The following is a 25,843-nucleotide window of genomic DNA, read 5'->3' as shown; positions in this document are numbered from 1 at the left end:
CATAACTTCGAGGAATTAAACCTAAAGAGATTAAATTATTATGCAAAAAATCATCATTCTCATTCATTGCGAAGACCAAAAAGGAATTATCGCCGCAGTAACTGATTTTATCGTTAGAGTGGAAGGAAACATCATCTATATTGATCAACATGTCGATTTCGAACAGAATGTTTTTTTTATGCGTTTAGAATGTGAGCTGACCAATCCAAACAGTAATCTAGCGGCTATAAAAAATGTGTTTGAGCAATCTATAGCGGTAGATTTTAAAATGGCTTGGGAGATTCAACCTAAAGAAAAAAAACTCAAAATGGCGCTGTTTGTCTCGAAATACGATCATTGTCTATTTGATATTTTGGGTCGTTATAGTGCTGGAGAATTTAATATAGAAATCCCCTTAATTGTCAGCAATCACCAAGATTTAAAAGCTGTTGCCAACCGTTTTGATATTCCGTTTTACTATATTCCATTTACTAAAGACATAAAGGAAGAAGGCGAAAAACAACAGATGGAATTACTACAAAAACACGAAATAGATTTTATTGTTTTGGCGCGGTACATGCAAATTATCACACCAAATCTAATCTCTCTATACGAAAACAAAATCATCAACATCCATCATTCGTTTTTACCAGCTTTTCCGGGAGCTAAACCCTATCATTCTGCTTTCAAAAGAGGGGTGAAAATTATTGGTGCCACAAGTCATTATGTGACAGAGCAACTTGACGAAGGCCCTATTATTGAGCAAGATATCACCCGGGTTTCGCACATAAATTCAATCGATGATTTTATCATGAAAGGGCGGGATTTAGAACGCATCGTTTTGGCAAGAGCCATAAAACTCCACGCAGAACGCAAAACGATGGTGTATGACAACAAAACGGTTGTGTTTTCTTAAATTAACGTAATTACAACAAAGTAATAACAAATCATTAACAGCCACAAGTCTAAAATTGTCTGACCTTTGTAGAATAATAAACTGGTTATTTATTATTTTGGTTTTGGTTAGTTAAAAAATGTCTCGCAAATTATTTTGTGGGACTTTTTTTTTGGTCACTAATTAAATCTAAATAAAATGGCTAAAATAATTTCTTAGTACTAAAAACACTAACGCATCTGCCCGTCTTTTAACAAAATAAATTGGCTGTAAAATAATGTTTATTATCTGTTTTTCAATGTTTTACAAATAAATTATTACTGTAATTTGAAACGAATTATTTTCAGAAAGAGAAATCTTAACTTATATCCAACAAAGTAATAACATATCGTTAACAGCATAAAATCAAAAAGTGTTTGATCTTTGCAGAGTAATAAACTGGTTATTTATTATTTTGGTTTTTGGTTAGTTAAAAGAATGTCTCGCAAATTGCGGGACATTTTTTTTATTTTATAGAACCAATAAAGGACAAGACTTCTGTATTAAAAACCAAGGGTTGCTCTACATTGACCACGTGACCACATTTTTCTACCACAAATAATTTGGATGATTTATAATGTTTTTCGACCACCAATCTTACCGAAGGTAAAAACATATAATCTTCTTCGCCCATTACATAAAACGTTGGGATATCCAATTCTACTTGGCGGAACCATTTGAGTACTGGATTTATTTCGGCAGTGAGTTTGAACCATTTTATAAATTCTTTTTGGTACAATTTTTTGGCTTCATTGATGAAAAGCAATCGCGATTGTTTGTGACTTTTTTTTGGCATAATCACAAAAGCAAAAAACTTGTACAATACCAAATAAGGCAACACATATTTAAACGTGTTTCCCAATTTCATTAAGATTTGAGAGCGAAAATTCATTTTCAGAATAGCACCACCCAGAATCATACTTTGAACTCGTTCCGGATGCATTTCGGCCAATTGTCGGATTAAAATTGTTCCTAATGAAATACCAACGAAATGGGATTTTTCAATCTTCAAATGATCGATTACTTCCAAAACATCATTGGCAATAGATTCGAAAGTATATTTTTGTTTGAAGGCTTTTTTAATTTGGGAATTCGAATTGCCGTGACCGCGCAAGTCCAACAACAACACATTATACTGTTTTTTAAAATCCCGAATTTGCTTGAACCAAATAGAAGAACTACCGCCAGCTCCGTGGACAAAAGTCACCCACTGATCGCTATTTTCATTTTTATATGTGATGTAGTTTATCATTTTTTTAAATGGAACGCAGATTAAACGGATTCGCAAAAGCGAAAACGCGGATAATACCGATAGCTATCGGGACGGATTTTTTTAATAAATTTAATTCGTTGCAATGTAGATAAATTTCTACCCCAAATTTCAAGAATTAAAATTATCATTTTGCTTTTTTTATAAGATATTGAGAAACAATTTTAAAAATAATGAAACGCATAGAATCATAGAAAAAAAGAATTATATAGACCAATTGCTTCGCCTTTTCGCTATCGCTCGGGTCTTGGCTTTAACATAGCTATGATTTACTTTAATGAAGTGAAACGCCTCATAATAATCAACAAAAACTATGTTTCTATGTGTTTAAAAAAGGCAATCTTAATGATTAATCAATATTCCTTCCATTTCTTCTTGCATTTTCAAGGCTTCTTCCCTAGCCTTTTCGGCAAAATCAGTTCCATTCGAAGCATAAATAATCGCTCTCGAAGAATTAATTAGCAATCCAACATTCGCATTCATTCCGTATTTGCACACTTCTTGAAGACTACCGCCTTGTGCGCCAACTCCAGGTACCAACAAGAAACTATCGGGAACAATTTTCCGAATCTCGGTAAAATATTCCGCTTTGGTTGCACCAACTACATACATCAAATTTTCAGAATTTTTCCAGTTTTTTGAGGTTTCTAAAACCTGTTTGTACAATTCCTTTCCTCCCGAGACTTCGGGAACATTCAAGGTTTGAAAATCAAAAGCGCCTTCATTAGAAGTCAAAGCCAATAGAATCGTGTGTTTGTTTTCGAAAGCCAAGAAAGGCTCCACCGAATCTTTTCCCATATAAGGCGCCACGGTAACACTGTCAAAATTCAGGTCTTCGAAGAAAGCTTTGGCATACATCGACGAAGTGTTGCCAATATCGCCTCGTTTCGCATCGGCAATCGTGAAGATTTCAGGATGATTTTCGTTGATGTAATTGATGGTTTTTTGCAATGACTGCCAACCTTTTATTCCGTATGCTTCATAGAATGCTGTGTTGGGTTTGTAAGCAACAGTTAAATCGTGCGTAGCATCAATAATCGCTTTGTTGAATTCGAAAATCGGGTCTTCGAGTTCCAATAAATGTTGTGGAATTTTATTCAAATCAACATCCAATCCTACGCAAAGGAAGGATTTCTTGATTTGGATTTGGTCTATAAGTTGCTGTGTAGTCAAAACAGTTTGTTGTTTGTGGTTTATAGTTTGTTGTTTGTGGTTTATAGTTTGTTGTCTGGCAAAGTTAGGGTAAAGTTTTTTAAACGCAAAGACACGAAGTCTTTCTACAAGATACGATTAACACTATTTTTTATATCCTAAAAAAAAATCTTTAAAAAAACACACCCAACCCCTCTCAAGAGGGGAGTTAGGACTGCTTATAATTCATAATATGCCCTTTTATATTGCTTTTTTTGTAATAAATTAAGCTTTGAATTACCCATATAGTTCGTAAAAAAAATGCCAAACATTTCAGTATGGCATCTATTATCTCTTAGTCTATTATCTATTTGTCTCCTTAGAAAACCTCGCTAGCTTCTTTCAACTTCTCCATATTGTTAACCAACGATAACTCGTCGACAATTTTCTGAATGTCGCCATTCATTATATTTCCTAAATCGTACAAAGTCAAACCTACACGGTGATCTGTGACACGACCTTGAGCATAATTGTAGGTTCTAATTTTTGCCGAACGGTCACCCGAACTTACTTGCGAAGTACGTTTCGTAGCATCTTCGGCTTGTTTTTTGGCCAATTCTTGTTCGTACAAACGAGAACGCAATACGCCCAAAGCTTTGTCTTTATTCTTATGTTGCGATTTCTGATCCTGACATTGCGCCACCAATCCTGTTGGAATGTGCGTCAAACGAACTGCCGATTTGGTTGTATTTACCGATTGTCCTCCAGGTCCCGAAGAACAGAAAAAATCCACACGAACCTCGTTCATATCAATTTGCACGTCAAATTCTTCCGCTTCCGGAAGCACCATAACTGTGGCTGCCGAGGTGTGAACACGACCTTGAGTTTCCGTTTGAGGCACGCGTTGCACACGGTGAACACCCGCTTCAAACTTCAAAGTTCCGTAAACATCTTCGCCTGTAACTTCAAAAATCACCTCTTTGAAACCACCCGAAGTGCCTTCGTTCATATCCACAACCGAAGTTCTCCAACCACGGTTTTCGCAATATTTGGTGTACATTCTAAACAAATCACCTGCAAAAATACTGGCTTCGTCCCCACCCGTTCCGGCGCGAATCTCGACCATTACATTCTTAGCATCTTCCTCGTCTTTCGGAATCAACAAAAATTTAATTTCTTCCTCCAATTCCGGCAATCTTTCCTTGGCTTCGTCGAGTTGCATCTTGGCCATTTCGGTCATATCCGCATCACTTCCGTCGGCAATAATTTCGTTGGCTTCATCAATATTCGCCATTATAAGAATGTATTCATCCCGCTTTTCGGCCAAAGCTTTCAAACCTTTATATTCTTGATTCAACTGCACATAACGTTTCTGATCGGTGATCACATCGGGCTGAATAATCAAGTCCGAAATCTCGTCGAAACGCTGTTTTACTATTTGAAGTCTATCTAACATATTCTTAATCCTTTTATTGGAGTGCAAAAATACAAAAAAGTATTGCAGTTTGCAAGGCTCTCATTTTGCTACTTCCCGACAACCGAAGCAATGCAATTATGCCAAGACTTTTTTCCGTCACTTCGTGTAGTTTTCACTAGAAATGAAGCAGTCCTAGCTCCCCAGCTCCGCAAAGTCTCCAGACTTTGAGGTAGTGATTTCGGTTTTCAACTGACCTGTTTTAAATCTTTTACACCAGTCACAGACTGGTACACACATCCTCAAAGTCGGAGACTTTGCGGAGCGAGAGCGGCAAAACAACTCCTTCAAGACTAATACATAAACTGCTTCACCAGCTCTGCGAAGTTTATCTTGAAAAACAACGTTCTTAAAAACTGGAATTGCTCTGCGAAGTCTCCCGACTTCGTGGCTATTCCAATAATCTACAAACACAGGAAAATAAAAGTTACTAAAGTTGTAATGGCAAATAGCAATGGGTACGAAGTCGGGAGACTTCCCACAGCAGCGTAAAGACTTCATTTTTTTGTCCAGCTCTGCGAAGTATGATTTTATCGTAACTACAAAATATAATCGTGATTGCTCTGCGAAGTCTCCCGACTTCGTAGCTATTCCAACAATCAACAAACACAGGAAAAAAGATTTCTAAAGTAAGAACGGCATATAGCAATGGGTACGAAGTCGGAAGACTTCGCACAGCAGCTGTAATCTCACTGGCGCTCGTTTGCAACGAGTGCCTACTCACTCTTAAAAACAAAATCTAGCGTTTGCAACGCGGCTTAATTAACTCGTTCTTTTGCACCATACACAAGAAATAAAACACATAAAAAACCCTAAATCAAAAAATTTAGGGTCAAAGTAATTATACTTATTATTTTTAGACTATTTCAATTCTTGCTCTAAAGCATCTTTGAAACCAAAATAAGCTGGTTTTGGGCTTAGTTTATCATCAAAAATTGTTGGCCAATCTGTTAGATTAAAAAAGCCATTGATCCAAGTATCTCTGTCGTTAAAGTTCCAAAGTGTAATACCAAATTGTTGCGCTTTGGGTACAATTTTGCGATACATCATCACTAAATTTTTATATTTTTCGGCTTGCGCTTTTTTCATCTCTTCGGTAATTTCCTTGTAGATTTGAACGCCTCCGTTTTTAGAATCGTCGTGTTTGTTGAAGATAATATCCACTTCTGACAAATGTATTTGTAAACCCGTTGCCGCCGCTTTCTCTAGTGATTTTGCAATAATTGCGTCGGGAGTATCCATACGAATATGCATTTGAAACCCGATGCCTGAAATGGGCACCCCTTTTTGTTGAAATTCTTTTACCATCGCCAGCACAGCATTCAATTTCAGTGAGTCTCTTTCGATGTTAAAATCATTGTAAAACAAAATCGCCTTAGGATCGATTTCATGAGCATAGATAAAAGCCTTTTCTATATAACTTTTGCCCAAGTTATTGTACCAAAATGTTTTTCTGTATTCGCCGCCTTTAGTATCAAAACCTTCATTTACAACATCCCAAGCGGCTACTTTTCCTTTGTATCTGCCCACATAGGTTTGAATGTATTCTTTCATGAATTTTGCTAGCCAAACAGTGTCTTTTGCGCCTTTAGTTTCAACCCATTCTGGAGTAGAGCTATGCCAGATTAAATTATGTCCAAACAATCGTTGGTTGTTTTGTTGTGCAAAATACAAAATAGTATCAATTGTTTTCCAGTTGTAAACTCCCTCAGATGGGGTGATTCTATTCATTTTCATATCTCTATCAGAAGTAATACTATTGAAATTTTCTACTTCAAGTTGTTTCAATTTTGGATCATTAAGCAGCTTTTCTATCTGAATTGCTGTTCCTACCGGAAAATCAGCAACAGTTTTTAAACCTCTTAACGCATCGTATTTGTTTTGTTCCTTTGAACAAGATACTAGAAATACAGCAATTGTAAGACTTAGTGCAAAATAATTCAGAATTTGTTTTTTTAATACTTTCATGTTTTTTTATGAGTGTTTGTTAATTAAAGCTATTTCTTGGTTTGCTGAGTTTGAATTTTCTGAATTGAGCTGACACCTTTTTTACTAAATCCAGAATTGTTAATCCTCAAATATAAAACAATTTAAGTACATACTCTTTGAAAACATTTTTATCAAACAAAGTATCCATAATTCGTTACTATTTCAATAATTAAAAAACGTAGAGAAAGAAAAATTGCTAAAGTTATAATTGCATATAGCAATAAATATGGGGTCGGGAGACTTCAAAGAGCAAATGAATTAGTCCTCTCTACTCATTTGAAAATTCAACAGGAATACTATTTTTTATTGTATTTTCGCTTAGTCAAAACATTCGCATTCAAAAGAGACAAAAAATACAATGGTGTGAGAATGTAGCACCATTTGAAAATAAATCCAATATTAGGAAATTGACTAAAAAACAATGAAAAAATTAAGTTTAAATGATGGCACAAAAATACCGTTAGTCGGTTTTGGAACATACAAATGCACCGAGCAAGAGGGAATTGAATCTGTCAGAAGTGCTATAGCCAATGGCTATTCACTCCTAGATACTGCAGCAATTTATGGGAACGAAAAAGCTGTTGGAAAAGGAATCAAAGCCAGTGGAGTTTCGAGAGAAGAAATTTACATCACTACAAAATTGTGGCGGGAGAATTTAGGATATGAATCAACTAAAAAAGAATTTGAAAAATCCCTAAAAAAACTTGATGTAGACTACATTGATTTATACTTAATACATTGGCCAGCCAATGCAAAAAATTATGATAATTGGCAAAAAGCCAATGCCGATTCTTGGCGAGCTATGGAAGAATTACAAGCAGAAGGCAAAATTAAATCTATTGGGGTGAGTAATTTTTTTCAGGAACATTTGGAAGCTTTGTTTGAAACAGCTACTATAATTCCGGCAATCAATCAAATAGAATTTCATCCCGGTTATTGGCAACAGGAACTGGTAGCATATTGTAAAAAACAAAACATTGCAGTTGAGTCTTGGTCACCATTAGCAAGAGGTAAAATATTTGGAAATGAAGTATTAGAGGCAATTGCGAAGAGACACAACAAATCTGTTTCACAAGTTTGTCTAAGATGGATTATTCAACACGATGTAATTGTGATCCCAAAATCTACAACTCCCAAAAGAATTGAAGAAAACATCAATCTTTTCGATTTTGAATTGTCTACAGAAGATATGGAACTTATCAATACTCTTCCTGAAATGGGTTTCAGCGGAGAATTACCCAACAACTGGCCAGACCTAATTTAAACAACTAAAAATGAACACCAAAGTTGATGACTATATCTGTAATGCAAAAAAGTGGCAGGCCGAACTAATCCTATTTAGAACGCTGCTGTTAGAATGCGGACTTACAGAAGAATTCAAGTGGCGCACGCCTTGTTACAGTTTTCAAGGAAAAAACGTAGTCCTTATAGGTAGTTTCAAAGAGTTTTGTACACTTAGTTTTCTCAAAGGGGCTTTGCTTCAAGATGCTAATGATTTTTTATCATCGCCTGGAGAAAACAGTCAGTCGGTACGTTTCTTTAAATTCACTAATCTCAACCAAATTCAGGATTTACAAGCCATCATAAAAAACTATATTTATGAAGCTATTGAAGTAGAAAAAGCAGGTTTGAAAGTGAATTTAAAAAGCAATTCCGAACTTGAATTGGTTGATGAGCTACAAATAGCTTTATACAAAAATCCTGTTTTAAAAACCGCTTTTGAAGCCCTAACACCGGGACGACAACGAGGGTATAATTTGTATTTTTCGGGTTCCAAACAATCCAAAACTCGGGAAACTAGAATTGAAAAATACATTCCGCGCATTCTGGAGGGTAAAGGTTTCCAGGATTGTGTTTGTGGATTATCAAAAAAAATGCCTACTTGCGACGGCTCACATAAATACATTTAAGAGAAAAAGAAATGGCAATCTTGCACTATTTTTTGCATTGATTCTTTTGAAAAACGAATAGTCATTCTTAGCCCTGATGGAAGCGGCATCCTCGTAGAGTAGCGAAGAGATACAGCGGACAGCAGGAGGATTAATTCTTAAATCGCCAATAGTTTTGCTCCTAAAAAAACTTCGATTTGACAAGCCGTTCATAACTCCATCAAATTTCATTTCGATACCAATTTCTAAATTCCTACTTTGCGGCTTCAAAATGAGAACTAAAAAATGAAGGTCTGTATTGCCGAGAAACCAAGTGTAGCACGCGAAATTGCATCCGTTTTGGGTGCCAATACCAAACACGATGGCTATTATGAAGGCAATGGCTATCAGGTAACTTACACCTTTGGGCATTTATGCACCTTGAAAGAACCCAACGATTACAAACCCCATTGGAAAAGTTGGGATTTGAACAACCTGCCAATGCTTCCCGAAAAATTCGAAACCAAGGTAGTAGAAAATACAGGAATTCAGAAGCAATTCAAAATCATAAAAAGCCTGTTCGACAAAGCCGATTTGGTCATCAACTGCGGGGATGCGGGACAAGAAGGAGAACTCATTCAGCGCTGGGTGATGAATGAAGCCCAGTACAAAGGCGAAGTCAAACGCTTGTGGATATCATCCTTAACCACCGAAGCGATCAAGGAGGGTTTCGAGAACTTAAAACCATCTGCCAACTACGATAATTTATATTACGCCGGTTTTTCTAGAGCTATTGGCGACTGGTTATTGGGTATGAATGCCACGCGTTTGTACACCGTAAAACACGGCGGTTACAAACAAGTATTGTCTATCGGAAGAGTGCAAACGCCAACATTGGCAATGGTCGTGGATCGTTTCAAAGAAATCGAAAATTTCAAACCGCAACCTTATTGGGAGTTGCAAACCTTGTACAGAGAAACGCTTTTTAACTATGAGGAAGGACGCTTTTTGAAAAAGGAAGATGGTGAACTTTTGGCCAATAAAGTAAAAGAAAGTGAATTCGAAATTGTTTCCGTCGAAAAAAAGAACGGCAATGAATTTGCACCAAAACTCTTTGATTTAACAGGTTTGCAAGTCTATTGCAATACCAAGTTTGGTTTCACGGCAGATGAAACGCTTAAAATCGTTCAAACCTTGTACGAACAAAAAGTAGTCACCTATCCTAGAGTCGATACCACATTTTTACCCAACGATATTTATCCTAAAGTGGCTGGGATTTTGCAAAAGTTGACCAATTATGCTGCATTGACGCAACCTCTTTTGGAAAAAAAGATTAAAAAATCGACTAAGGTTTTTAATGATAAAAAAGTAACCGATCACCACGCAATTATTCCAACGGGGATTCAAGCCAACCTACAGTACAATCAGCAACAGGTTTATGATATCATTACTAGGCGTTTTATTGCCGTTTTTTATGATGATTGTTTAGTAGCCAACACGACAGTAATGGGAAAAGCTGCCGAAGTACTATTCAAAACCACCGGAAAAGTAATCTTAAAAAAAGGATTCCGTGTTGTTTTTGAAGACTCTAATACTAAAGAAAAAGAAGCCGATATTTTACCCAGTTTTATCGTAGGCGAAAAAGGACCACACCAACCTTCGTTCTTGGAAAAGGAAACCAAACCACCCAATCAGTTTACCGAAGCTACTTTGTTGCGTGCTATGGAAACGGCAGGCAAACAAGTGGATGACGAGGATTTACGAGAATTGATGAAAGAAAACGGAATCGGTCGTCCATCGACTCGAGCCAATATTATTGAAACACTTTTCAGACGTCAATACATTGTTCGAAACAAGAAACAGGTTTTGCCAACACCAACAGGAATTCAATTGATTGACACGATTCAAAATGATTTGGTTAAATCGGCAGAATTGACGGGTTCTTGGGAAAAGCAATTGAAAGATATCGAAAAAGGGACGTTTACGGCTGGCGCTTTTATCAAAAATATGAAGCAAATGGTCGAAACTTTGGTCTATGAAGTTCGGAGCGAAACCCGACGTGCCAACATTTCGCACGCAGGAAGTGTTCAAAAACTAGAAGCAGTTGTCGAAAAAAAGAAAGCAGCAGGAATTTTGGCCGAACTCTGTCCCAAATGCAAAAAAGCCACGCTAATCAAAGGAAAATCGGCATATGGTTGTAGTGATTATAAAGCGGGCTGCGATTTTAAGTTGCCTTATACTTTTGGAGATAAAAAAATATCCGAAAATCAATACTTGCGATTACTCCAAAAAGGGTCGACAGTGAATTTAAAAGATTTCAAGACCGAAGCTGGAATCGCGGAAGGTTTGTTGCGCTTTGACGAAAACTTTGATCTCAAATTAGAAGAAAAGAAAACCGTAGTGAAAGCAACCTCGAATACAATGTCTTGTCCAAAATGCAAAAGAGGAACTGTGCTCAAGGGAAATATAGCTTTTGGTTGTAGTGACTACAAATTGGGCTGTGATTTCAAAGTATCCTTTGAAGTAGTTCGAGCAAAACTAAAAGATCAAAAACCTACGAAAGAACTGGTTTATAGTATTTTGAAAGAAAGCTTTTAAAAATAGTCGTTATAATTTTTATAATCAAATATATTTTATTTTCAAAACATAAATTGCCTCCAGCATTAGCTGGAGGAATGAAATTAGGATTAGTTGTATTGGCTTTAGCCAAAACAGCATACTTTGGCTAAAGCCAATTCCATATTAATTCCTTTTCCTCCAGCTAAAGCTGGAGGCAATTCAAAATTATCGACATCCTGAATAGTTACTAATTTTTTTAAAGGATTTTCCTTTTCCATCTTGATCTAATTGCTATCTTTTCCCTAATTTTGAAAAGTTTTTAAACTACAATTTTACACCTCTTATGAAAAAAGCTATTCTACTTCTCATCACAATACTGACTTTCACTTCTTGTCAAAAATCAAAAGTAATTTCCAAAATAGTAGGAACTGATTGGTTGTTAGGAAAATGGGAAAACAAATCTACAGATGGAAATCTCTTGGAAAATTGGACGAAATTAAACGACAGCGTTTATGATGGACAAAGTTATTTTATCAAAGGAAAAGATACTTTGCATAATGAGCATATTCAATTAGTTCAAAAAGGAGAAGAACTTTTCTATATATCAAACATAAAAGGTCAAAATAATGATAAACCAGTAACTTTTATTAAAAAAGATACTATTGCGAAACAATTAATTTTTGAAAACCCTAAAAATAATTATCCAAAAAAAATTAGTTATAATCCTTTTTCAAATGATGTTTTGATAATTGAAATTTCAGGAATTCAACAAGGAAAACCAAGTTTTGACACTTATACTTTGAAGAAAACGAAGTGAAAATCTCGAATTTATTTTAAAAATCAGATACCCTGCCCTATTAGAGCAGGGTTTTTATTGCTTATTAATTTGAAATTCAAACAAATAAAATATTATTTATATTTAGTCTAAATAAATATTGTGTATTTGAAAATGCTTTTTATATTTGCATTGTTATTTTAATTCAGTCTAAATAAATGCAAATGAAAAACATTTTACTATCAACAATCTTACTCTTTTCTCTTGTGGGATTAGCACAACAAGTCACCACAGGAAATATTAATGGAACCATAAAAACCAGCGACGGTAAACCTGCCGAAGGAGTTTCGGTTTCTGTAAAAACAGTAAACAGAAACACTATCGCAAATAATGATGGTGTATTTGAGCTCAAAAGTATTCCAGCAGGAACACAAACTTTAATCGTCACTTTAGTTGGTTATACCGATTTAGAACAAGTAGTGGAAGTGAAAACTGGAGAAACATCTCAAATTGATCTCCAACTGGGTTTATCGAATACAGAATTGAACCAAGTGGTTATTTTAAGCAACAAAAGTGCTTTTAAAACCAACAGGATTTCATCATCACTTCGTTTGGATTCAAAAATTATCGAAATACCACAAAATATTCAGGTCATTACTGGAAAATTAATTCAAGACCAGCAAATTTTTGATATGCTGGAAGGCGTAACCCGCAACGTGAGTGGAGCTACGAGAGTAGAACATTGGGATAATTATGCCAACATCAATATGAGAGGTAGCCGTGTTGCTCCTTTTAGAAACGGAATGAATGTGAGCACAACTTGGGGACCATTGACCGAGGATATGAGTATGGTGGAACGCATTGAATTTGTAAAAGGGCCTGCAGGATTTATGCTTTCTAACGGAAATCCGAGTGGTCTCTACAATGTAGTAACCAAAAAACCAAGCGGTCGTACCAAAGGAGAAGCCAATATTACCTTGGGAAGTTTTGATTTATACAGAGCTGCCCTTGATTTTGACGGAAAACTAACCAAAGATGGTAAATTACTATATCGTATCAATGTAATGGGGCAGGCCAAGGGCAGTCACCGTGATTTTGATTACAACAACCGCTACTCTATTGCACCTGTATTAAAATATTTGGTAGATGACAAAACCGCCATCACGCTGGAATATACACATCAATTCTCTGAAGTAAATATTATTGGTTCTAACTATGTTTTTTCTAAAAAGGGATATGCCGATTTACCAAGAGACTTTACTACTGGTGAACCAAATTTTGCTCCAACGAATATGAATGACAAAAGTTTTCTTGCCATTTTAGATCACAAAATAAGTGACAATTGGAAATTTACCGGACAAGCTTCTTACTTCAACTACACCCAAGTAGGAATGTCGATGTGGCCGGATGCCATAACTGGTGTTGACGAAAATATTATGAAAAGACGCGTTTATCTTTCAGAAGATTATGCAGTAGCAAAAACAGGACAATTCTTTGTAAACGGACAAGAAAAAACAGGTGCTGTCAATCATAAAATACTCGCTGGTATTGATCTAAGCGACAAAATCAATTATTATGATTGGACTCAAAGTGCTTTACTAACCGACCTTGACATCTACAATCCTGTGTACGGAACTGTTCCGGCATCGGCTATGCCAGTTTTTGATAGAAGTATCGATATTAAAGTAAGAGGACTACAATACAAGAATGGTTACAATGCTTTTTATGTTCAAGATGAACTTGGATTTATGGATAATAAACTTCGTTTGACATTGGCGGGGAGATACACCACCTTGAAAACAGCCAACGTATATTCGGGAGATTTCAAAGACAGTAAATTCACGCCTCGACTTGGTTTGAGTTATTCCATCAACAAAAACACATCGGCTTATTTCTTAAGAGATGAATCATTTAACGAAAACTATGGAACCGATTGGCAAGGAAAAAGTTTTGATCCTCAAACAGGAACTAATCTTGAATTTGGGTTCAAAAGAGACTGGATGAATGGAAAATGGAATTCGGTATTTGCCGTTTATCAAATAACAAACAACAACATCCTTACTCCTGACCCTGAACATTCTACTGGCGCACAACAATTCAACATACAAAGTGGACAACAAAAAGTAAAAGGATTTGAAGCAGATATTAGAGGTGAAATTTTCAAAAACCTTGACGTAGTAATCAATTATGCTTTTACAGAAGGTAAAGTTACCAAAGACGAGAACAATCCTGCAATGGTAGGCAGTCAGATATCAGGAACATCAAAACACGTTCAAAACGCTTGGTTGAATTATAAAATAGACAATGGTGCATTGAATGGTGTAGGACTTTCTATCGGATACCAATATCAAGTGGACAGAAAACCTTGGTTTGCTTCTAACGATGAAACGCAATTACCCGATTATTTCCGATTAGATGGTGGAGTTACGTATACCAAAAACAAAATGACATTTAATCTTACAGTCAACAATATATTGGACAAATACTTGTATTCTGGTGGATATTACACTTATAATGAAACGTATTATTGGCAATCAGAACCAGGTACCAACTTACGTTTGTCTGTTGGTTACAAATTTTAGTTTAGCTGTTTTTAATTCATTTTTTAAACTGAGCTCTTCATTTCGGTGGGGAGTTTTATCTATTTTCAATGAAAAATAATTTCAAAAAAGCAATAGGAAAAATCCATTTATGGCTAGGATTATCCTCGGGTATCATCGTTTTTATCATTGCAGTTACGGGTTGTTTGTATGCTTTTCAGGAAGAAATTCAAAACATCACCGAAGAATACCGTTTTGTTGAAAAACAAGACAAACTATTTCTACTCCCTTCACAATTGGAAAAAATTGCTCGAAAGGAATTTCCCGACAAAGCCCTTCACGCCATAAAATACAATGGTTCCGAAAAATCGGCTGAAGCCATATTTTTTCATTACGAACCTACTTATTATCATATTGTTTACCTCAATCCATATTCAGGTGAAGTCCTTGAAAAAGAGAATATGGACGAAGGTTTTTTCAGGTTCATTCTCGATGGCCATTACTATCTCTGGTTACCACACGATATTGGGCAAATTGTAGTCGCATCAGCAACTTTGATATTTCTTGTGCTCTTAATTTCAGGACTCATTCTTTGGTATCCCAGAAATAAAAATGCTACCAAACAACGCTTTAAATTTAACTGGAAAAAAGGAACTAAGTGGAAAAGAAAAAATTACGACTTGCATAACATCACTGGTTTTTATGTGTGTTTAATTGCTCTTATTTTTGCAATTACGGGTTTAGTTTGGGGTTTTCAATGGTTTGCTTGTTCTTATTATACCGTTCTTGGTGGCGAAAAATCATTAGTTTATGAAGATCCAATTTCGACCAAAAGTAAGTTAACTTTAGAAAAACCATTAGATAAAGTTTGGGCGTTAATGCAAAAACAATATCCAAATGCCAAATCCATCGAAGTGCATCCTCCCGAAAACGACAGTACTTCAATAGCCGCCAATGCTAATCCAGAAGAAGGAACCTATTGGAAAACGGATTACCGCTATTTTGACCAATACACTTTGGAAGAAAAAGAAGTTAATCACATTTTTGGAAAATATGAAAATGCGGCAATTTCGGACAAGTTAATGCGAATGAATTATGACCTTCACACCGGAGCAGTATTTGGATTAACTGGGAAAATATTCGCTTTCTTAATCAGTTTATTGATTGCCAGCCTTCCTATTTCTGGATTTTATATTTGGTGGGGACGAAATAAGAAAAAAGTTATTAAAGCCTAAACCCACGAATTACCCCTTTTAAAAACTAAAATCTTGCCCTAAAATGCAGGATTTTTTTGTTTTAAATCACTGACAAACTACTCTTAATAAATTGTTAATAAATATTATTTATATTTAGTCTAAATAAACTTTGTGTATTCGAAAATGGTTTATATATTTGCGTAATTATTTTTATTCAGTCTAAATAAACACTTATGAAGCACCTTTTATTACCCGCATTACTATTATTTTTATCTCAATTCAGTTTTGCTCAAGAAACTGCAAGTGTACCAGAAAAAACAAGTACATTGAATACATTTGAAACTTTTTATGATACCATAAAAAACAAAAACAAAGTAATTTTAAAGGAAATTGTTATCACAACCAATAAACCAACAAAACCGATAACCGCATTACGCTCAGGATTGAAACCAATGGATGTACCTCAAAGCATTCAGGTAGTTGGAGCTGAAATTATCGAACAACAACAAGCCATTCGATTAAGTGAAGTATTAAAAAATGCTAATGGTGTTTATGTAGGTTCAGCTCGTGGTGGAGCACAAGAATCTTTTTATTCTAGAGGTTACGATATGTCGGCAAACAATATGTTCAAAAATGGTTTTCGTTATAATGCAGGTTCCATTCCAGAAGTTTCAGGTCTTGAAAAAGTAGAGTTTCTGAAAGGTGGTTCTGCTTTATTATTTGGAAATGTAGCCCCAGGAGGCATATTAAATTTGGTAACCAAAACACCTTCTTTCAAAAGTGGAGGAGAAATTTCGATGCAAACAGGAAGTTACTCCTATTACAAACCTTCGATTGATTTTTATGGTCCTTTGAATAAATTTATTGCCTATAGAATTAATGGTTCTTATGAAAATTCAGAAAGTTATAGAGATGTGGTGAAAAACGAACGCATTTATATCAACCCTTCGCTACTATTTAATGTAACCAATACAACCCAAATAACACTTCAAGGCGATTATTTGAGCGCCGATTGGACACCTGATTTTGGAACAGGAGCCATTGGAAAAGAAATCGCAAAAGTTTCTAGAAAAAGTTATTTTGGTGCACTTTGGTCTAATGGACAAACGAAATCTACCAGTGCTTCTGTCCTAGTTAACCACGATTTTAACAAAAACTGGATGCTAAACTTCAACTCCTCATTTCAATCCTATGACAGACAATCTTTTGGCACAGAGCGAATTCAACCAAATGATGAAAAAAATGAAATCCTCTTTGGAGATACGAATAGACCATTAGGAAAAAATAAAAATCTAGAACAAATATTTGGAAACCAATTGAGTTTACAAGGATGTTTTAAAACCGGAAGCATCAAACACCAATTGTTTACAGGAGCCGATTGGGAAAATTCATTAGCAACAGGGTATACTTTTACATTTTCAGAAAAAGCAGTTTCTATAAATAATGATGGTAAATATGTTGTTAATTATTATGACACCATAAACCTATTTTCTTACGACCCGGCGACACAAAGAAAAGATATTCCAAAAAACGTCACCAATACACGAATAGTTACTACCAACACCAACCGTTTTGGAATTTATGCACAAGATTTAATTTCATTCACAGAAAAAATAAAACTATTAGTAGGAATCCGTTGGTCTTGGCAAGAATCACAAGCTGATACTAATAATTTAGTAAAAAAGACAATTACAGAAGGTGCAAAACGTTTAGACAACGCTTTCTCTCCAAAAGTGGGATTGGTATATCAACCTACAAAAGATATGTCATTATTTGCAAGTTACTCGAACTCGTTTACACCAAATACGGGAACGACAGTAGATTTACAACCCATAAAACCTTCTATTATTGACCAATATGAAGCAGGAATCAAAAAAGATTTCTGGAAAGGATTATTGAGTACCAACATTACCGTTTATCAAATTACCAACAGCAATTTAGCCCAAACTGCCGAATTCAAAGCGGACGGAACTACACTAAATATAGACACTACTATCAAAACATTGAGCGGAGAAACCAAAAGTAAAGGTGTTGAAATTGATGTTACCGCAAGACCAATCGAAGGATTGAATATCATTGCAGGGTATAGCTATAACGATATGCGTTATTCAAAAACAACTGGAGCAAACGGCAGTTTTATTGAGGGAGATCGCTTGGTAAGAACTCCGGAAAATACAGCTAATTTAAGCTTTTTCTATACTTTACAATCGGGTGCGCTAAAAGGAATGTCTTTTGGAGCCATCGGAAATTATATTGGAGATCGTCTTGGCGGTTGGAATAATCAGTATGATGTTACCAAACCAAATGGAATTTGGGACCGAGAAATTCCTCTTGAAGACTACACAACCATTGATGCTTCTGTTGGTTATAATTGGAAGAAATTTTCAATCTTGTGCAAGTTATCGAACATTACAAATGAATTGAATTATACTACTGTACACGAAAACTACAGTGTCAATCCAATAGCGCCACGTCAAATTATGACAAGCTTAAAATATAAATTCTAGAATTAAACCTTTCATCAAAAAATCTGTCAAATATTTTTAAATCAACTTTACGCACAACTATGAAAAAAATCAACTTCAGAAACTTACACCGAGATTTGGGCTATTTTTACATCGGACTAATTGTTTCTTTCGCCTTTTCAGGATTATTAATGAACCACCGAGAAGCTTGGCATCCTGACAAATACACCACCGAAACCAAAGCCATCGAAGTAAAACTTCCTAAAGAAAGTGAAATCAACGAAAAGTTTGCAGAAGATTTAGGAAAAAAATTAGGGATCGAAGACAAAATGAGACGTCACATGGTCAAAAAAGATGAATTTAAAATCTCTTTTGAAAGCCACGATGTCGAAATCGATATGAGAACCGGAAAAGGAGAAATCGTCTCATTCATCAAAACTCCAATCATCAGTCAAACGATGAAATTACACAAGAACACTTCCAATTTCTGGATTTATTATTCTGATATTTTTGCTTTGAGTTTAATCATCATTGCTTTAACTGGAACCATAATGATTAAAGCCGGAAAATTCAGTTGGAAAAACCGAGGTTGGAAATTAGCCGTTGCGGGAGTAGTTTTTCCTTTATTGTTTTTGATTTTGTTTGGGTAAAATTTTAATTTAAAAACAAAAAAATCCTATACTGCTTTTTTCAGGATTGAGATTTCATATTTAAAACAAACTCGACAAATTTTAAAAATCTGTCGGGTTTTATAAATTCAACATCATTTATTAGTCAACCTACTAATAATATGTTATTGCAGAAAGTTTTCAAAATTAGCAGGAAATACTACTAAAAAAAGTAATAGACATAAATCTACTTTATATTGATTTGAATTCACTTTTCCTATATGATTACTAAAAATATCATCCTTTAATTTGCCAACTTATTATTAACCTCACATTAAATTTAGATTTTTATGACTAGTGTAAATAGGTTTAACAATCAATAAAAACATCAAAAAAAAAAACCTGTCCGACTACGAACAGGGTTGATGGTATAATATAGAAATAGTAATTTATTATTATTTCTATAACGAAGGATTTTCCTCTTTTGGATTGGCTTTTACTTTAATTAAAACATAGGAAATACCTAACAAAGCCAAAATACCTACATAATCATCAATTGGCAACGGCGTAGAGTCACCAGAACCATTGTCATCTACCCCGCCATTATCTGAACCAGAACCAGGCTGAGCAAACATAATAGTTGAAGAACAAAGGAAAAAAAGGGCTATACAAAATTTAAAAAAAATATTTTTCATTTATGTTGGATTTTAAAGTTATTAATTCATTACTTTTTTAGTGACTTCGCTATTGTCCTCGCAGGCAACTCGAACAATCAAAACTTGATTATTGGCTTTCAAATTGCTGATGGAAGCCATATTGGCTTTCACATTATTTTGTTCCGCAATAAGTCTTCCTTGAACATCATATACTTTGACACTTTTGATAGCTTTCTCTCCAGCATTTACAAATAAAGTCCCTTTATTTTTATATACTTGAATTTTATTATCGTTTAGCATTGATGAATCAACTTTCAAAGTTTTTTGGTATTTCAAAGAAAATCTACTGTTATCCACTCCTGCAGCTGCAGTAAAATTATACCCTCCAACTTTCAAGTTGGTTTCTGTTCCTGTTTTGCTATCTAAAAGGTAAATATCTTGGCTTGTGGCAAATAAACCGTCCACGTGATCAATGGCGATAGTATAATCACCAGCTACATTGGTTTTAAAATTTAAACCTACCACATCGCTAGGATCGAAAGCAGGACGACCTTGAATCGTATATTCTTCATTATTGATATTAGAGGTCAAAGCAATTGGGCTGTCATTGATGTATTTACCATCAATCCCCTTATCGAAACCGAGTGTAGCTCCATCTACATAACTTACTAAAGCTTGGCTAAATACTCCAGATGTATTGGTTAAGTTTAACCATACTCGAGATTTTTCAACCAATTTTTTTGTTTTGAAGAATTGTGCGCTGTTATTTGTAGTTCGCATTAAATTGGTAAAATTCAATTGTGTAGCTGCAACTCCAGTTTTTACGATAAATCCTTGACCAACACCTATTGTACCGTCTGGCGCAGCACTAGTGGGCGTTGAGCTTGTCCCTCCACCATTAGAAAAAGTAGCATAAGAAGAACCTAAATCAGCATTCTTTTTTCTCCAGAAATACAAAATTCCATTTGTATCATTTACATCTAAGAATAATTGAGCTCCTATGGTAGAAGGATAAGGATTTCCTACTGCGTTATAAGTATCAGATGCAAGGCCTATAACACTAACACCCCCATTATTTGGAGTACCTGTAAACACTCCATTATATGTCAAGGGAGAAGCTCCTAAATAATAAGGCGAGACTAAACCTAGATTTGAAGGATCTTCATTTGGCATACGAATCAAATATCCAGTACCTGGTGCAAATGGAATTGCTGATGATACTAAATTATATTGATTTGCACTTGGCGAATAAGTATAAAAACGATTAGTAGATGTCAAAGGCGAAAAATTAGCTAATGTTTGAGTGCCTGTAACTGGTGATGACCATAAAGTATAATCTAGACGAAATAAATCATTACTATTGCGGTTTACATTAATGGCGCCTGAATTGGTTGAATTAATATTTGTCTGAACTAGATTAGCATTATTGCTCAAGGTGAATGTGCTTCCAGCTGTAACAGTTAAAGCTCCATTCAAATTTACATCATTTCCTGAAGGAATGGTAACCGTAGCATTATTCTTAATGATTAATGAACAAGCGGTAATATCCGCAGCAACATTATAATTAGCTTCAATTACTGCTGAATTATTTGCTGTTGGTGTAGCAGGACTCCAAGCTCCTCCGCTATAGGTGGTCAAGGTGCAATATGTAGCTGTAGGGTCTTTCAACCATTGAGTTGCTGGTGCAACAGTGTCGATAAGAATGCAGCTTAGCCTAGGATTTACTGAACACTGAAAAATACCAACACCATTTGTAGCTAAACTAGTTAATCCTCTAACATCTATACTTGTTAAAAGGTTAGTGTTACAATAAAAAGTTTGCAAACCTGTTAATAGACTTACATCTAAAGAAGTAAATTGATTCTGATCGCAATCTAAATAAGTTAGATTAACATTAGTGCTTAAATCTATACTCGTCAATTGATTTAACCACAATTCTAAATAAGTCAAATTTGTTAAACCTGTAACATTTATTGAACTTAATTGATTGTTCAAGAAACTAATGGATGTTAAATTAGTTAACATACTTAAATTTAAGCTACCGGTAATAGGGTTGTTTTGGCAAGTTAAAGTTTGCAAACTACTAAATGCTTCAATACCTGTAAGATTTGAAATATTTTGGCCACTAATTCCTAAACTTGTAACAACGCTAATATCTGCAGTAAGTACTGCAGCATTAACAACCCCATCTGTATCGATACCCAGAGTAATTAATGCTTGTTCAAAATTTGCATCAGGAATAGCTGTAGTTTGCGCCGACGCAAAGTTGGTAAACATCGCGAATAATACCGGGATTAACAAAACCCGAATTTGACGACCAAAATTTAATCTTAAATTGTGTAAAATTTCATTCATAAGTATTTATTTTTAAATTATTAACGAGTAAAAATATAAATTCATACTGCAAATTTAACATAAAAAACTAATCTGGAAACATAAAAATGTTAAATTAATTACGGTTATTCATACATTATCTATGAAATACAATATTTGGGTAGAAATTCGTAAATATTTAGGTTCTAATAAAAATAGTATGAATAAGAAAGCGGATGAATCGGGTTGCCTAAAGTTGAAAACGGATTTTATTATTGCAATATGACAACAAAATCAGCAAAAAATAAATTTTAATTGTATCATTCGTTTCATAAAATTATAATTTATAAAATATAAAAAAAAAACATTCACAAAATACTCGAAGAACCAATTTAGTATATGCTCCGAATAAATAAATATTAAATAAAGACTGTCAAAAGTAAAATTGACAGTCTTATAATTATAAAAACTATTTCAATCCAGCCATACTTTGCTCTAAAGTAGCAATTTTAGCCAAAGAATCGGCTTCTTTTTGTCTTTCATTTGCCAAAACTTTCTCAGGTGCACCATTGACAAATTTCTCGTTCGAAAGTTTGTTTTGAACCGATTTCAAGAAGCCTTGGGTGTATATTAACTCAGCAGTTAGTTTTTCAATTTCGGCTGCTACATCTATATTTCCGGTAATTGGAATAAAATATTCATTCGATTTTACACGGAAAGACAAAGCACCATCCACTTTATCCGAAACATATTCTAAGGAAGTGATGTTTCCTAATTTGGTCACCACTGAATCAAAATAAGTTGAAGCATTATCATTGTTTAATGCTTTCAATTCAATAGGGTCTTTAAACGGAATATTCTTGTCTTTACGAATTGTTCTAATTCCAGAAATCACTTCAATGGTATTTTCGAAATCCGTAATTAATTGTACATTGAACGGTTTCATTTCTGGCCAAGTCGAAACGATTAAGGCTTCGTCTGGGGTTCTTTCAGCCAATATTTGCCAAATTTCCTCTGTCAAAAACGGCATAAACGGATGCAACAATTTCATGTTGTTTTCTAACATTTCTATGGCTTTCGCCAAAGTCAAACTGTCAATGGGTTGTTGGTACGCTGGTTTTATCATTTCTAAGAACCAAGAACAGAAATCATCCCAAACGAGTTTGTAAATCCCCATCAAGGCATCGGAAATTCTGTATTTCTCGAAATTGTCTTCAATTTCCAAAAGTGTTTGTTGCAACTTGGCTTCGTACCATTCAATCGCCACTTTAGATGATTCTGGTTGCGGAATCGAATCCGAAACTTCCCAACCTTTTATCAATTTGAAAGCATTCCAGATTTTATTGGTAAAGCCTTTTCCTTGGTTGCATAATTCTTCGTCAAACATAATATCGTTTCCTGCAGAAGCGCTCAAAAGCAATCCCACACGAACTCCATCGGCACCAAATTTTTCGATTAACTCTAATGGTTCTGGTGAATTCCCTAAGGATTTAGACATTTTACGTCTTTGTTTATCACGCACCAAACCAGTCAAATACACATTCGTAAATGGTTTTTTGCCTGTGTATTCGTATCCTGCAATAATCATTCGCGCTACCCAGAAAAACAAAATATCTGGCCCAGTAACCAAATCATTTGTTGGATAATAATATTTAAAATCTTCGTTTTCAGGATCCATAATTCCCCCAAAAACTGACATTGGCCACAGCCAAGACGAAAACCAAGTATCGAGTGCGTCAACATCCTGCCTAAGATCAGAGGTTAGAAGTGAGAAGTTAGAAGTTTTAGTCTGAGCTAGTTTTAATGCCTCTTCGATTGATTCAGCTACCACGAAATCTTCTTTTCCGTCACCATAGAAATAAGCCGGAATTTGTTGTCCCCACCACAATTGACGCGAAATATTCCAATCGCGAATGTTATTCAACCAATGAGCATAGGTATTGTTAAAACGAGCAGGATGCAATTTTACAGCACCATCAACCAAAACAGATTGAATAGCTGGTTTTACCAAATCTTCCATTTTCAAGAACCATTGATCGGACAAACGAGGTTCGATTACGGCTTTTGTTCTTTCAGAAGTTCCCACTTTATTCAAATGGATTTCGGTTTTTGCTAATGCGCCGTTGGCTTCTAATTCTTTGGCTATTTCATCACGAACTACAAAACGGTCTTTCCCTTGATAATGCATACCAAAACTATTTAGTGTGGCATCTTCATTGAAAATATCAACTATTTCTAGGTTGTGTTTTTCACCCAAAGTTTTATCGTTCATATCGTGAGCGGGAGTCACTTTCAAGCAACCCGTTCCAAATTCGATATCAACATATTCATCTTCAATAATTGGAATTACTCGACCGCAAATAGGCACAATCGCTTTCTTCCCTTTTAAATGAGCAAAACGCTCGTCATTTGGATTGATGCAAATGGCAGTATCACCAAAAATAGTTTCAGGACGCGTAGTAGCTACAGTCAAAAAATCTTCCGAACCTTCGATTTTATAGTTAAGGAAATACAATTTACCTTGTTGTTCTTCGTAAATAACTTCTTCGTCGGACAAAGTGGTTTTGGCTTCCGGATCCCAGTTTACCATTCGGTAACCACGATAAATCAAACCTTTGTTATATAAATCCACGAATGATTTAATTACAGAAGCTGACATATCAGGATCCATAGTGAATTTTGTTCTGTCCCAATCACAAGAACAACCCAATTGTTTCAATTGCTCTAAAATTGTTCCTCCGTATTTATCCGTCCAATCGTAAGCGTGTTTCAAAAATTCTTCACGACTCAAATCCGATTTATTGATTCCTTCGGATTTTAATTTGGCAACCACTTTAGCTTCTGTAGCTATCGAAGCGTGATCTGTTCCTGGAACCCAACAAGCGTTGAATCCTTTTAGACGTGCTCTACGAATCAAAACATCTTGAATAGTATTATTCAACATATGCCCCATATGCAAAACCCCAGTTACATTTGGAGGAGGAATTACAATGGTATATGGAGTTCTATGGTCTGGTTCTGAGTGAAAATAATTATTTTTCATCCAGTAGTCATACCACTTATTCTCAATGGTTTTGGAGTCGAATTGTGCAGGAATTGTCATAAAAAGCAATTGTTACAACCAAAATTTAGCTCTGGTCTGATTTTTGTAATTTAAATAGAGCACAAAAGTAAATAATTAAGTACAGTATAAAAAGCGAAATAAATAATTGTCCGCTTAATTAAAAAAAGTAATTTTACTAAACAGAATTCAAACAAAAAGAAAATGAAAAATATAACTACTTTAATTGCAATCGTATTAATGTGTAGTTTTGGTTTTGCTCAAAATGGCCCTAAAATTGAGTTCAAAGCAGAAGACAACACTATCGATTATGGAACTACCACTAAAAAGAATGATAACGGTGTTCGTTCTTTTGAATTTACCAACACTGGTGATGCACCATTGATAATTACCAATGTACTTTCGACTTGTGGATGTACAGTTCCCACAAAACCTAACGCACCAATTATGCCTGGAAAAACAGGAAAAATTGAGGTGAAATACAGCATGATTCTTGGTCCAATTCGAAAAACCATTACGGTCGAATCGAATGCTGTGAATTATGAAGGTGGAAGAATTCCTTTAAAAATAAAGGGAGAGGTAATTGCTGATTAATTAAAAAATTTCAGCAGCTTTATGCTTAGATAAATAAAACTCATATGAAAGCAATAAGTTTACTTAAAGGACTTGGATTACTATTTTTAACAACAATAATGGCTTCTTGCTCGGAAGAAAATACTAACATTGCAGCCGAAAAAAATTTAATTGGCACTTGGAGTTGGGTTTCTACTTCTGGAGGATTTGCATTTCACATAAACGATACGCCAGCCACAACAGGAAAAAATATAGATTTAAAATTCACAGGTGATGGTAAATATTTATATTACACAAATGGAATTCTTTCAAGTGAAGGAACCTATCAATTTTCTACTCAAAAAAGTATTGTTGATGGTACCTATAAAAAATCAATTGATTGTCCGTTTTTAGTCATAACCCTGTAATGCTTGCTATTACTAGCCTATCGAATAATTTTTCTTCAAAATACC

General features: G+C 35.0%; 19 protein-coding genes. 11 read left to right on the top strand and 8 right to left on the bottom strand.

From position 1 onward, the window contains the following. Window positions 1–40 precede the first annotated feature (40 nt). Window positions 41–895 (top strand): formyltetrahydrofolate deformylase, encoded by an 855-nt coding sequence (gene purU, locus FNW17_RS10085; protein WP_143391652.1) that lies wholly within the window; start codon window positions 41–43, stop codon window positions 893–895. A gap of 484 nt (window positions 896–1,379) precedes the next feature. On the opposite strand, the gene FNW17_RS10080 is transcribed toward purU, so the two are convergent. The 4 genes from FNW17_RS10080 to FNW17_RS10065 form a co-directional block, all read right to left on the bottom strand. After that, on the bottom strand, window positions 1,380–2,165 hold the full coding sequence (locus FNW17_RS10080) for an alpha/beta fold hydrolase (RefSeq protein WP_143391653.1): 786 nt from the start codon (window positions 2,163–2,165) through the stop codon (window positions 1,380–1,382). 360 nt (window positions 2,166–2,525) lie between these two features. After that, entirely contained in the window at window positions 2,526–3,356 is an 831-nt protein-coding gene (gene pyrF, locus FNW17_RS10075; protein WP_144071565.1) for an orotidine-5'-phosphate decarboxylase, read from the bottom strand. Window positions 3,357–3,693: 337 nt separating this feature from the next. Further along, window positions 3,694–4,770: a peptide chain release factor 1 gene (prfA, locus tag FNW17_RS10070; protein ID WP_143391655.1), complete on the bottom strand. Its 1,077-nt coding sequence runs from the start codon at window positions 4,768–4,770 to the stop codon at window positions 3,694–3,696. A gap of 879 nt (window positions 4,771–5,649) precedes the next feature. After that, on the bottom strand, window positions 5,650–6,756 hold the full coding sequence (locus FNW17_RS10065; RefSeq protein WP_144071564.1) for an endo-1,4-beta-xylanase: 1,107 nt from the start codon (window positions 6,754–6,756) through the stop codon (window positions 5,650–5,652). A gap of 442 nt (window positions 6,757–7,198) precedes the next feature. Here FNW17_RS10065 and FNW17_RS10060 point away from each other — a divergent pair, with 442 nt between their 5' ends. The 3 genes from FNW17_RS10060 to FNW17_RS10050 all read left to right on the top strand — a co-directional run bounded on the left by FNW17_RS10060 (window position 7,199) and on the right by FNW17_RS10050 (window position 11,243). Further along, window positions 7,199–8,041, top strand: a complete 843-nt coding sequence (locus FNW17_RS10060) for an aldo/keto reductase (protein WP_144071563.1) — start codon at window positions 7,199–7,201, stop codon at window positions 8,039–8,041. A 10-nt stretch (window positions 8,042–8,051) separates the two neighbouring features. Continuing rightward, entirely contained in the window at window positions 8,052–8,687 is a 636-nt protein-coding gene (locus tag FNW17_RS10055; protein ID WP_144071562.1) for a YdeI/OmpD-associated family protein, read from the top strand. Between the two features lie 264 nt (window positions 8,688–8,951). Continuing rightward, window positions 8,952–11,243 (top strand): DNA topoisomerase 3, encoded by a 2,292-nt coding sequence (locus tag FNW17_RS10050; RefSeq protein WP_144071561.1) that lies wholly within the window; start codon window positions 8,952–8,954, stop codon window positions 11,241–11,243. 104 nt (window positions 11,244–11,347) lie between these two features. On the opposite strand, the gene FNW17_RS16660 is transcribed toward FNW17_RS10050, so the two are convergent. Then, the gene (locus FNW17_RS16660; RefSeq protein ID WP_262710850.1) at window positions 11,348–11,482 is read right to left on the bottom strand and encodes a hypothetical protein; all 135 of its coding nucleotides are present in this window, start codon (window positions 11,480–11,482) and stop codon (window positions 11,348–11,350) included. A 65-nt stretch (window positions 11,483–11,547) separates the two neighbouring features. On the opposite strand from FNW17_RS16660, the gene FNW17_RS10045 reads away from it, so the two are divergent. From FNW17_RS10045 to FNW17_RS10025, 5 genes are all read left to right on the top strand, one after another. Then, complete coding sequence (locus tag FNW17_RS10045) at window positions 11,548–12,021, top strand: DUF6265 family protein (RefSeq protein WP_143391660.1); 474 nt, start codon at window positions 11,548–11,550, stop codon at window positions 12,019–12,021. Between the two features lie 182 nt (window positions 12,022–12,203). Continuing rightward, window positions 12,204–14,561, top strand: coding sequence for a TonB-dependent receptor (locus tag FNW17_RS10040; RefSeq protein ID WP_144071560.1), 2,358 nt, complete (start codon window positions 12,204–12,206; stop codon window positions 14,559–14,561). A gap of 68 nt (window positions 14,562–14,629) precedes the next feature. Then, window positions 14,630–15,754 (top strand): PepSY-associated TM helix domain-containing protein, encoded by a 1,125-nt coding sequence (locus tag FNW17_RS10035; RefSeq protein WP_144071559.1) that lies wholly within the window; start codon window positions 14,630–14,632, stop codon window positions 15,752–15,754. A gap of 194 nt (window positions 15,755–15,948) precedes the next feature. Continuing rightward, window positions 15,949–18,222 (top strand): TonB-dependent siderophore receptor, encoded by a 2,274-nt coding sequence (locus FNW17_RS10030; protein ID WP_144071558.1) that lies wholly within the window; start codon window positions 15,949–15,951, stop codon window positions 18,220–18,222. Between the two features lie 59 nt (window positions 18,223–18,281). After that, complete coding sequence (locus FNW17_RS10025) at window positions 18,282–18,830, top strand: PepSY-associated TM helix domain-containing protein (protein WP_144071557.1); 549 nt, start codon at window positions 18,282–18,284, stop codon at window positions 18,828–18,830. 419 nt (window positions 18,831–19,249) lie between these two features. On the opposite strand, the gene FNW17_RS16340 is transcribed toward FNW17_RS10025, so the two are convergent. From FNW17_RS16340 to FNW17_RS10015, 3 genes are all read right to left on the bottom strand, one after another. After that, window positions 19,250–19,423 carry a hypothetical protein gene (locus FNW17_RS16340; RefSeq protein ID WP_185965294.1) on the bottom strand — a complete coding sequence of 58 codons (174 nt, stop codon included), beginning with the start codon at window positions 19,421–19,423 and terminating at the stop codon, window positions 19,250–19,252. Window positions 19,424–19,504: 81 nt separating this feature from the next. Further along, window positions 19,505–21,799, bottom strand: a complete 2,295-nt coding sequence (locus FNW17_RS10020; protein WP_144071556.1) for a T9SS sorting signal type C domain-containing protein — start codon at window positions 21,797–21,799, stop codon at window positions 19,505–19,507. A 427-nt stretch (window positions 21,800–22,226) separates the two neighbouring features. Next, on the bottom strand, window positions 22,227–24,860 hold the full coding sequence (locus FNW17_RS10015) for a valine--tRNA ligase (RefSeq protein WP_144071555.1): 2,634 nt from the start codon (window positions 24,858–24,860) through the stop codon (window positions 22,227–22,229). 162 nt (window positions 24,861–25,022) lie between these two features. Here FNW17_RS10015 and FNW17_RS10010 point away from each other — a divergent pair, with 162 nt between their 5' ends. Then, a complete protein-coding gene (locus tag FNW17_RS10010; RefSeq protein WP_144071554.1) occupies window positions 25,023–25,412 on the top strand; it encodes a DUF1573 domain-containing protein in 390 nt (129 codons plus the stop codon). A gap of 44 nt (window positions 25,413–25,456) precedes the next feature. Next, the gene (locus FNW17_RS10005) at window positions 25,457–25,798 is read left to right on the top strand and encodes a hypothetical protein (protein ID WP_144071553.1); all 342 of its coding nucleotides are present in this window, start codon (window positions 25,457–25,459) and stop codon (window positions 25,796–25,798) included. Window positions 25,799–25,843 lie beyond the last annotated feature (45 nt).

The organism is Flavobacterium franklandianum, assembly GCF_007097365.1.
GTDB classification, from domain to species: domain Bacteria; phylum Bacteroidota; class Bacteroidia; order Flavobacteriales; family Flavobacteriaceae; genus Flavobacterium; species Flavobacterium franklandianum.
This window is presented reverse-complemented; position numbering and strand designations above follow the sequence as displayed.

What these genes read in the sequence shown, in the direction of transcription:
- purU (WP_143391652.1), top strand. Translation starts at nt 41, where the DNA reads ATGCAAAAAATCATCATTCTCATTCATTGCGAAGACCAAAAAGGAATT.
- FNW17_RS10080 (WP_143391653.1), bottom strand. Translation starts at nt 2,165, where the DNA reads ATGATAAACTACATCACATATAAAAATGAAAATAGCGATCAGTGGGTG.
- prfA (WP_143391655.1), bottom strand. Translation starts at nt 4,770, where the DNA reads ATGTTAGATAGACTTCAAATAGTAAAACAGCGTTTCGACGAGATTTCG.
- FNW17_RS10065 (WP_144071564.1), bottom strand. Translation starts at nt 6,756, where the DNA reads ATGAAAGTATTAAAAAAACAAATTCTGAATTATTTTGCACTAAGTCTT.
- FNW17_RS10060 (WP_144071563.1), top strand. Translation starts at nt 7,199, where the DNA reads ATGAAAAAATTAAGTTTAAATGATGGCACAAAAATACCGTTAGTCGGT.
- FNW17_RS10055 (WP_144071562.1), top strand. Translation starts at nt 8,052, where the DNA reads ATGAACACCAAAGTTGATGACTATATCTGTAATGCAAAAAAGTGGCAG.
- FNW17_RS10050 (WP_144071561.1), top strand. Translation starts at nt 8,952, where the DNA reads ATGAAGGTCTGTATTGCCGAGAAACCAAGTGTAGCACGCGAAATTGCA.
- FNW17_RS16660 (WP_262710850.1), bottom strand. Translation starts at nt 11,482, where the DNA reads ATGGAAAAGGAAAATCCTTTAAAAAAATTAGTAACTATTCAGGATGTC.
- FNW17_RS10045 (WP_143391660.1), top strand. Translation starts at nt 11,548, where the DNA reads ATGAAAAAAGCTATTCTACTTCTCATCACAATACTGACTTTCACTTCT.
- FNW17_RS10040 (WP_144071560.1), top strand. Translation starts at nt 12,204, where the DNA reads ATGAAAAACATTTTACTATCAACAATCTTACTCTTTTCTCTTGTGGGA.
- FNW17_RS10035 (WP_144071559.1), top strand. Translation starts at nt 14,630, where the DNA reads ATGAAAAATAATTTCAAAAAAGCAATAGGAAAAATCCATTTATGGCTA.
- FNW17_RS10030 (WP_144071558.1), top strand. Translation starts at nt 15,949, where the DNA reads ATGAAGCACCTTTTATTACCCGCATTACTATTATTTTTATCTCAATTC.
- FNW17_RS10025 (WP_144071557.1), top strand. Translation starts at nt 18,282, where the DNA reads ATGAAAAAAATCAACTTCAGAAACTTACACCGAGATTTGGGCTATTTT.
- FNW17_RS16340 (WP_185965294.1), bottom strand. Translation starts at nt 19,423, where the DNA reads ATGTTTGCTCAGCCTGGTTCTGGTTCAGATAATGGCGGGGTAGATGAC.
- FNW17_RS10020 (WP_144071556.1), bottom strand. Translation starts at nt 21,799, where the DNA reads ATGAATGAAATTTTACACAATTTAAGATTAAATTTTGGTCGTCAAATT.
- FNW17_RS10015 (WP_144071555.1), bottom strand. Translation starts at nt 24,860, where the DNA reads ATGACAATTCCTGCACAATTCGACTCCAAAACCATTGAGAATAAGTGG.
- FNW17_RS10010 (WP_144071554.1), top strand. Translation starts at nt 25,023, where the DNA reads ATGAAAAATATAACTACTTTAATTGCAATCGTATTAATGTGTAGTTTT.
- FNW17_RS10005 (WP_144071553.1), top strand. Translation starts at nt 25,457, where the DNA reads ATGAAAGCAATAAGTTTACTTAAAGGACTTGGATTACTATTTTTAACA.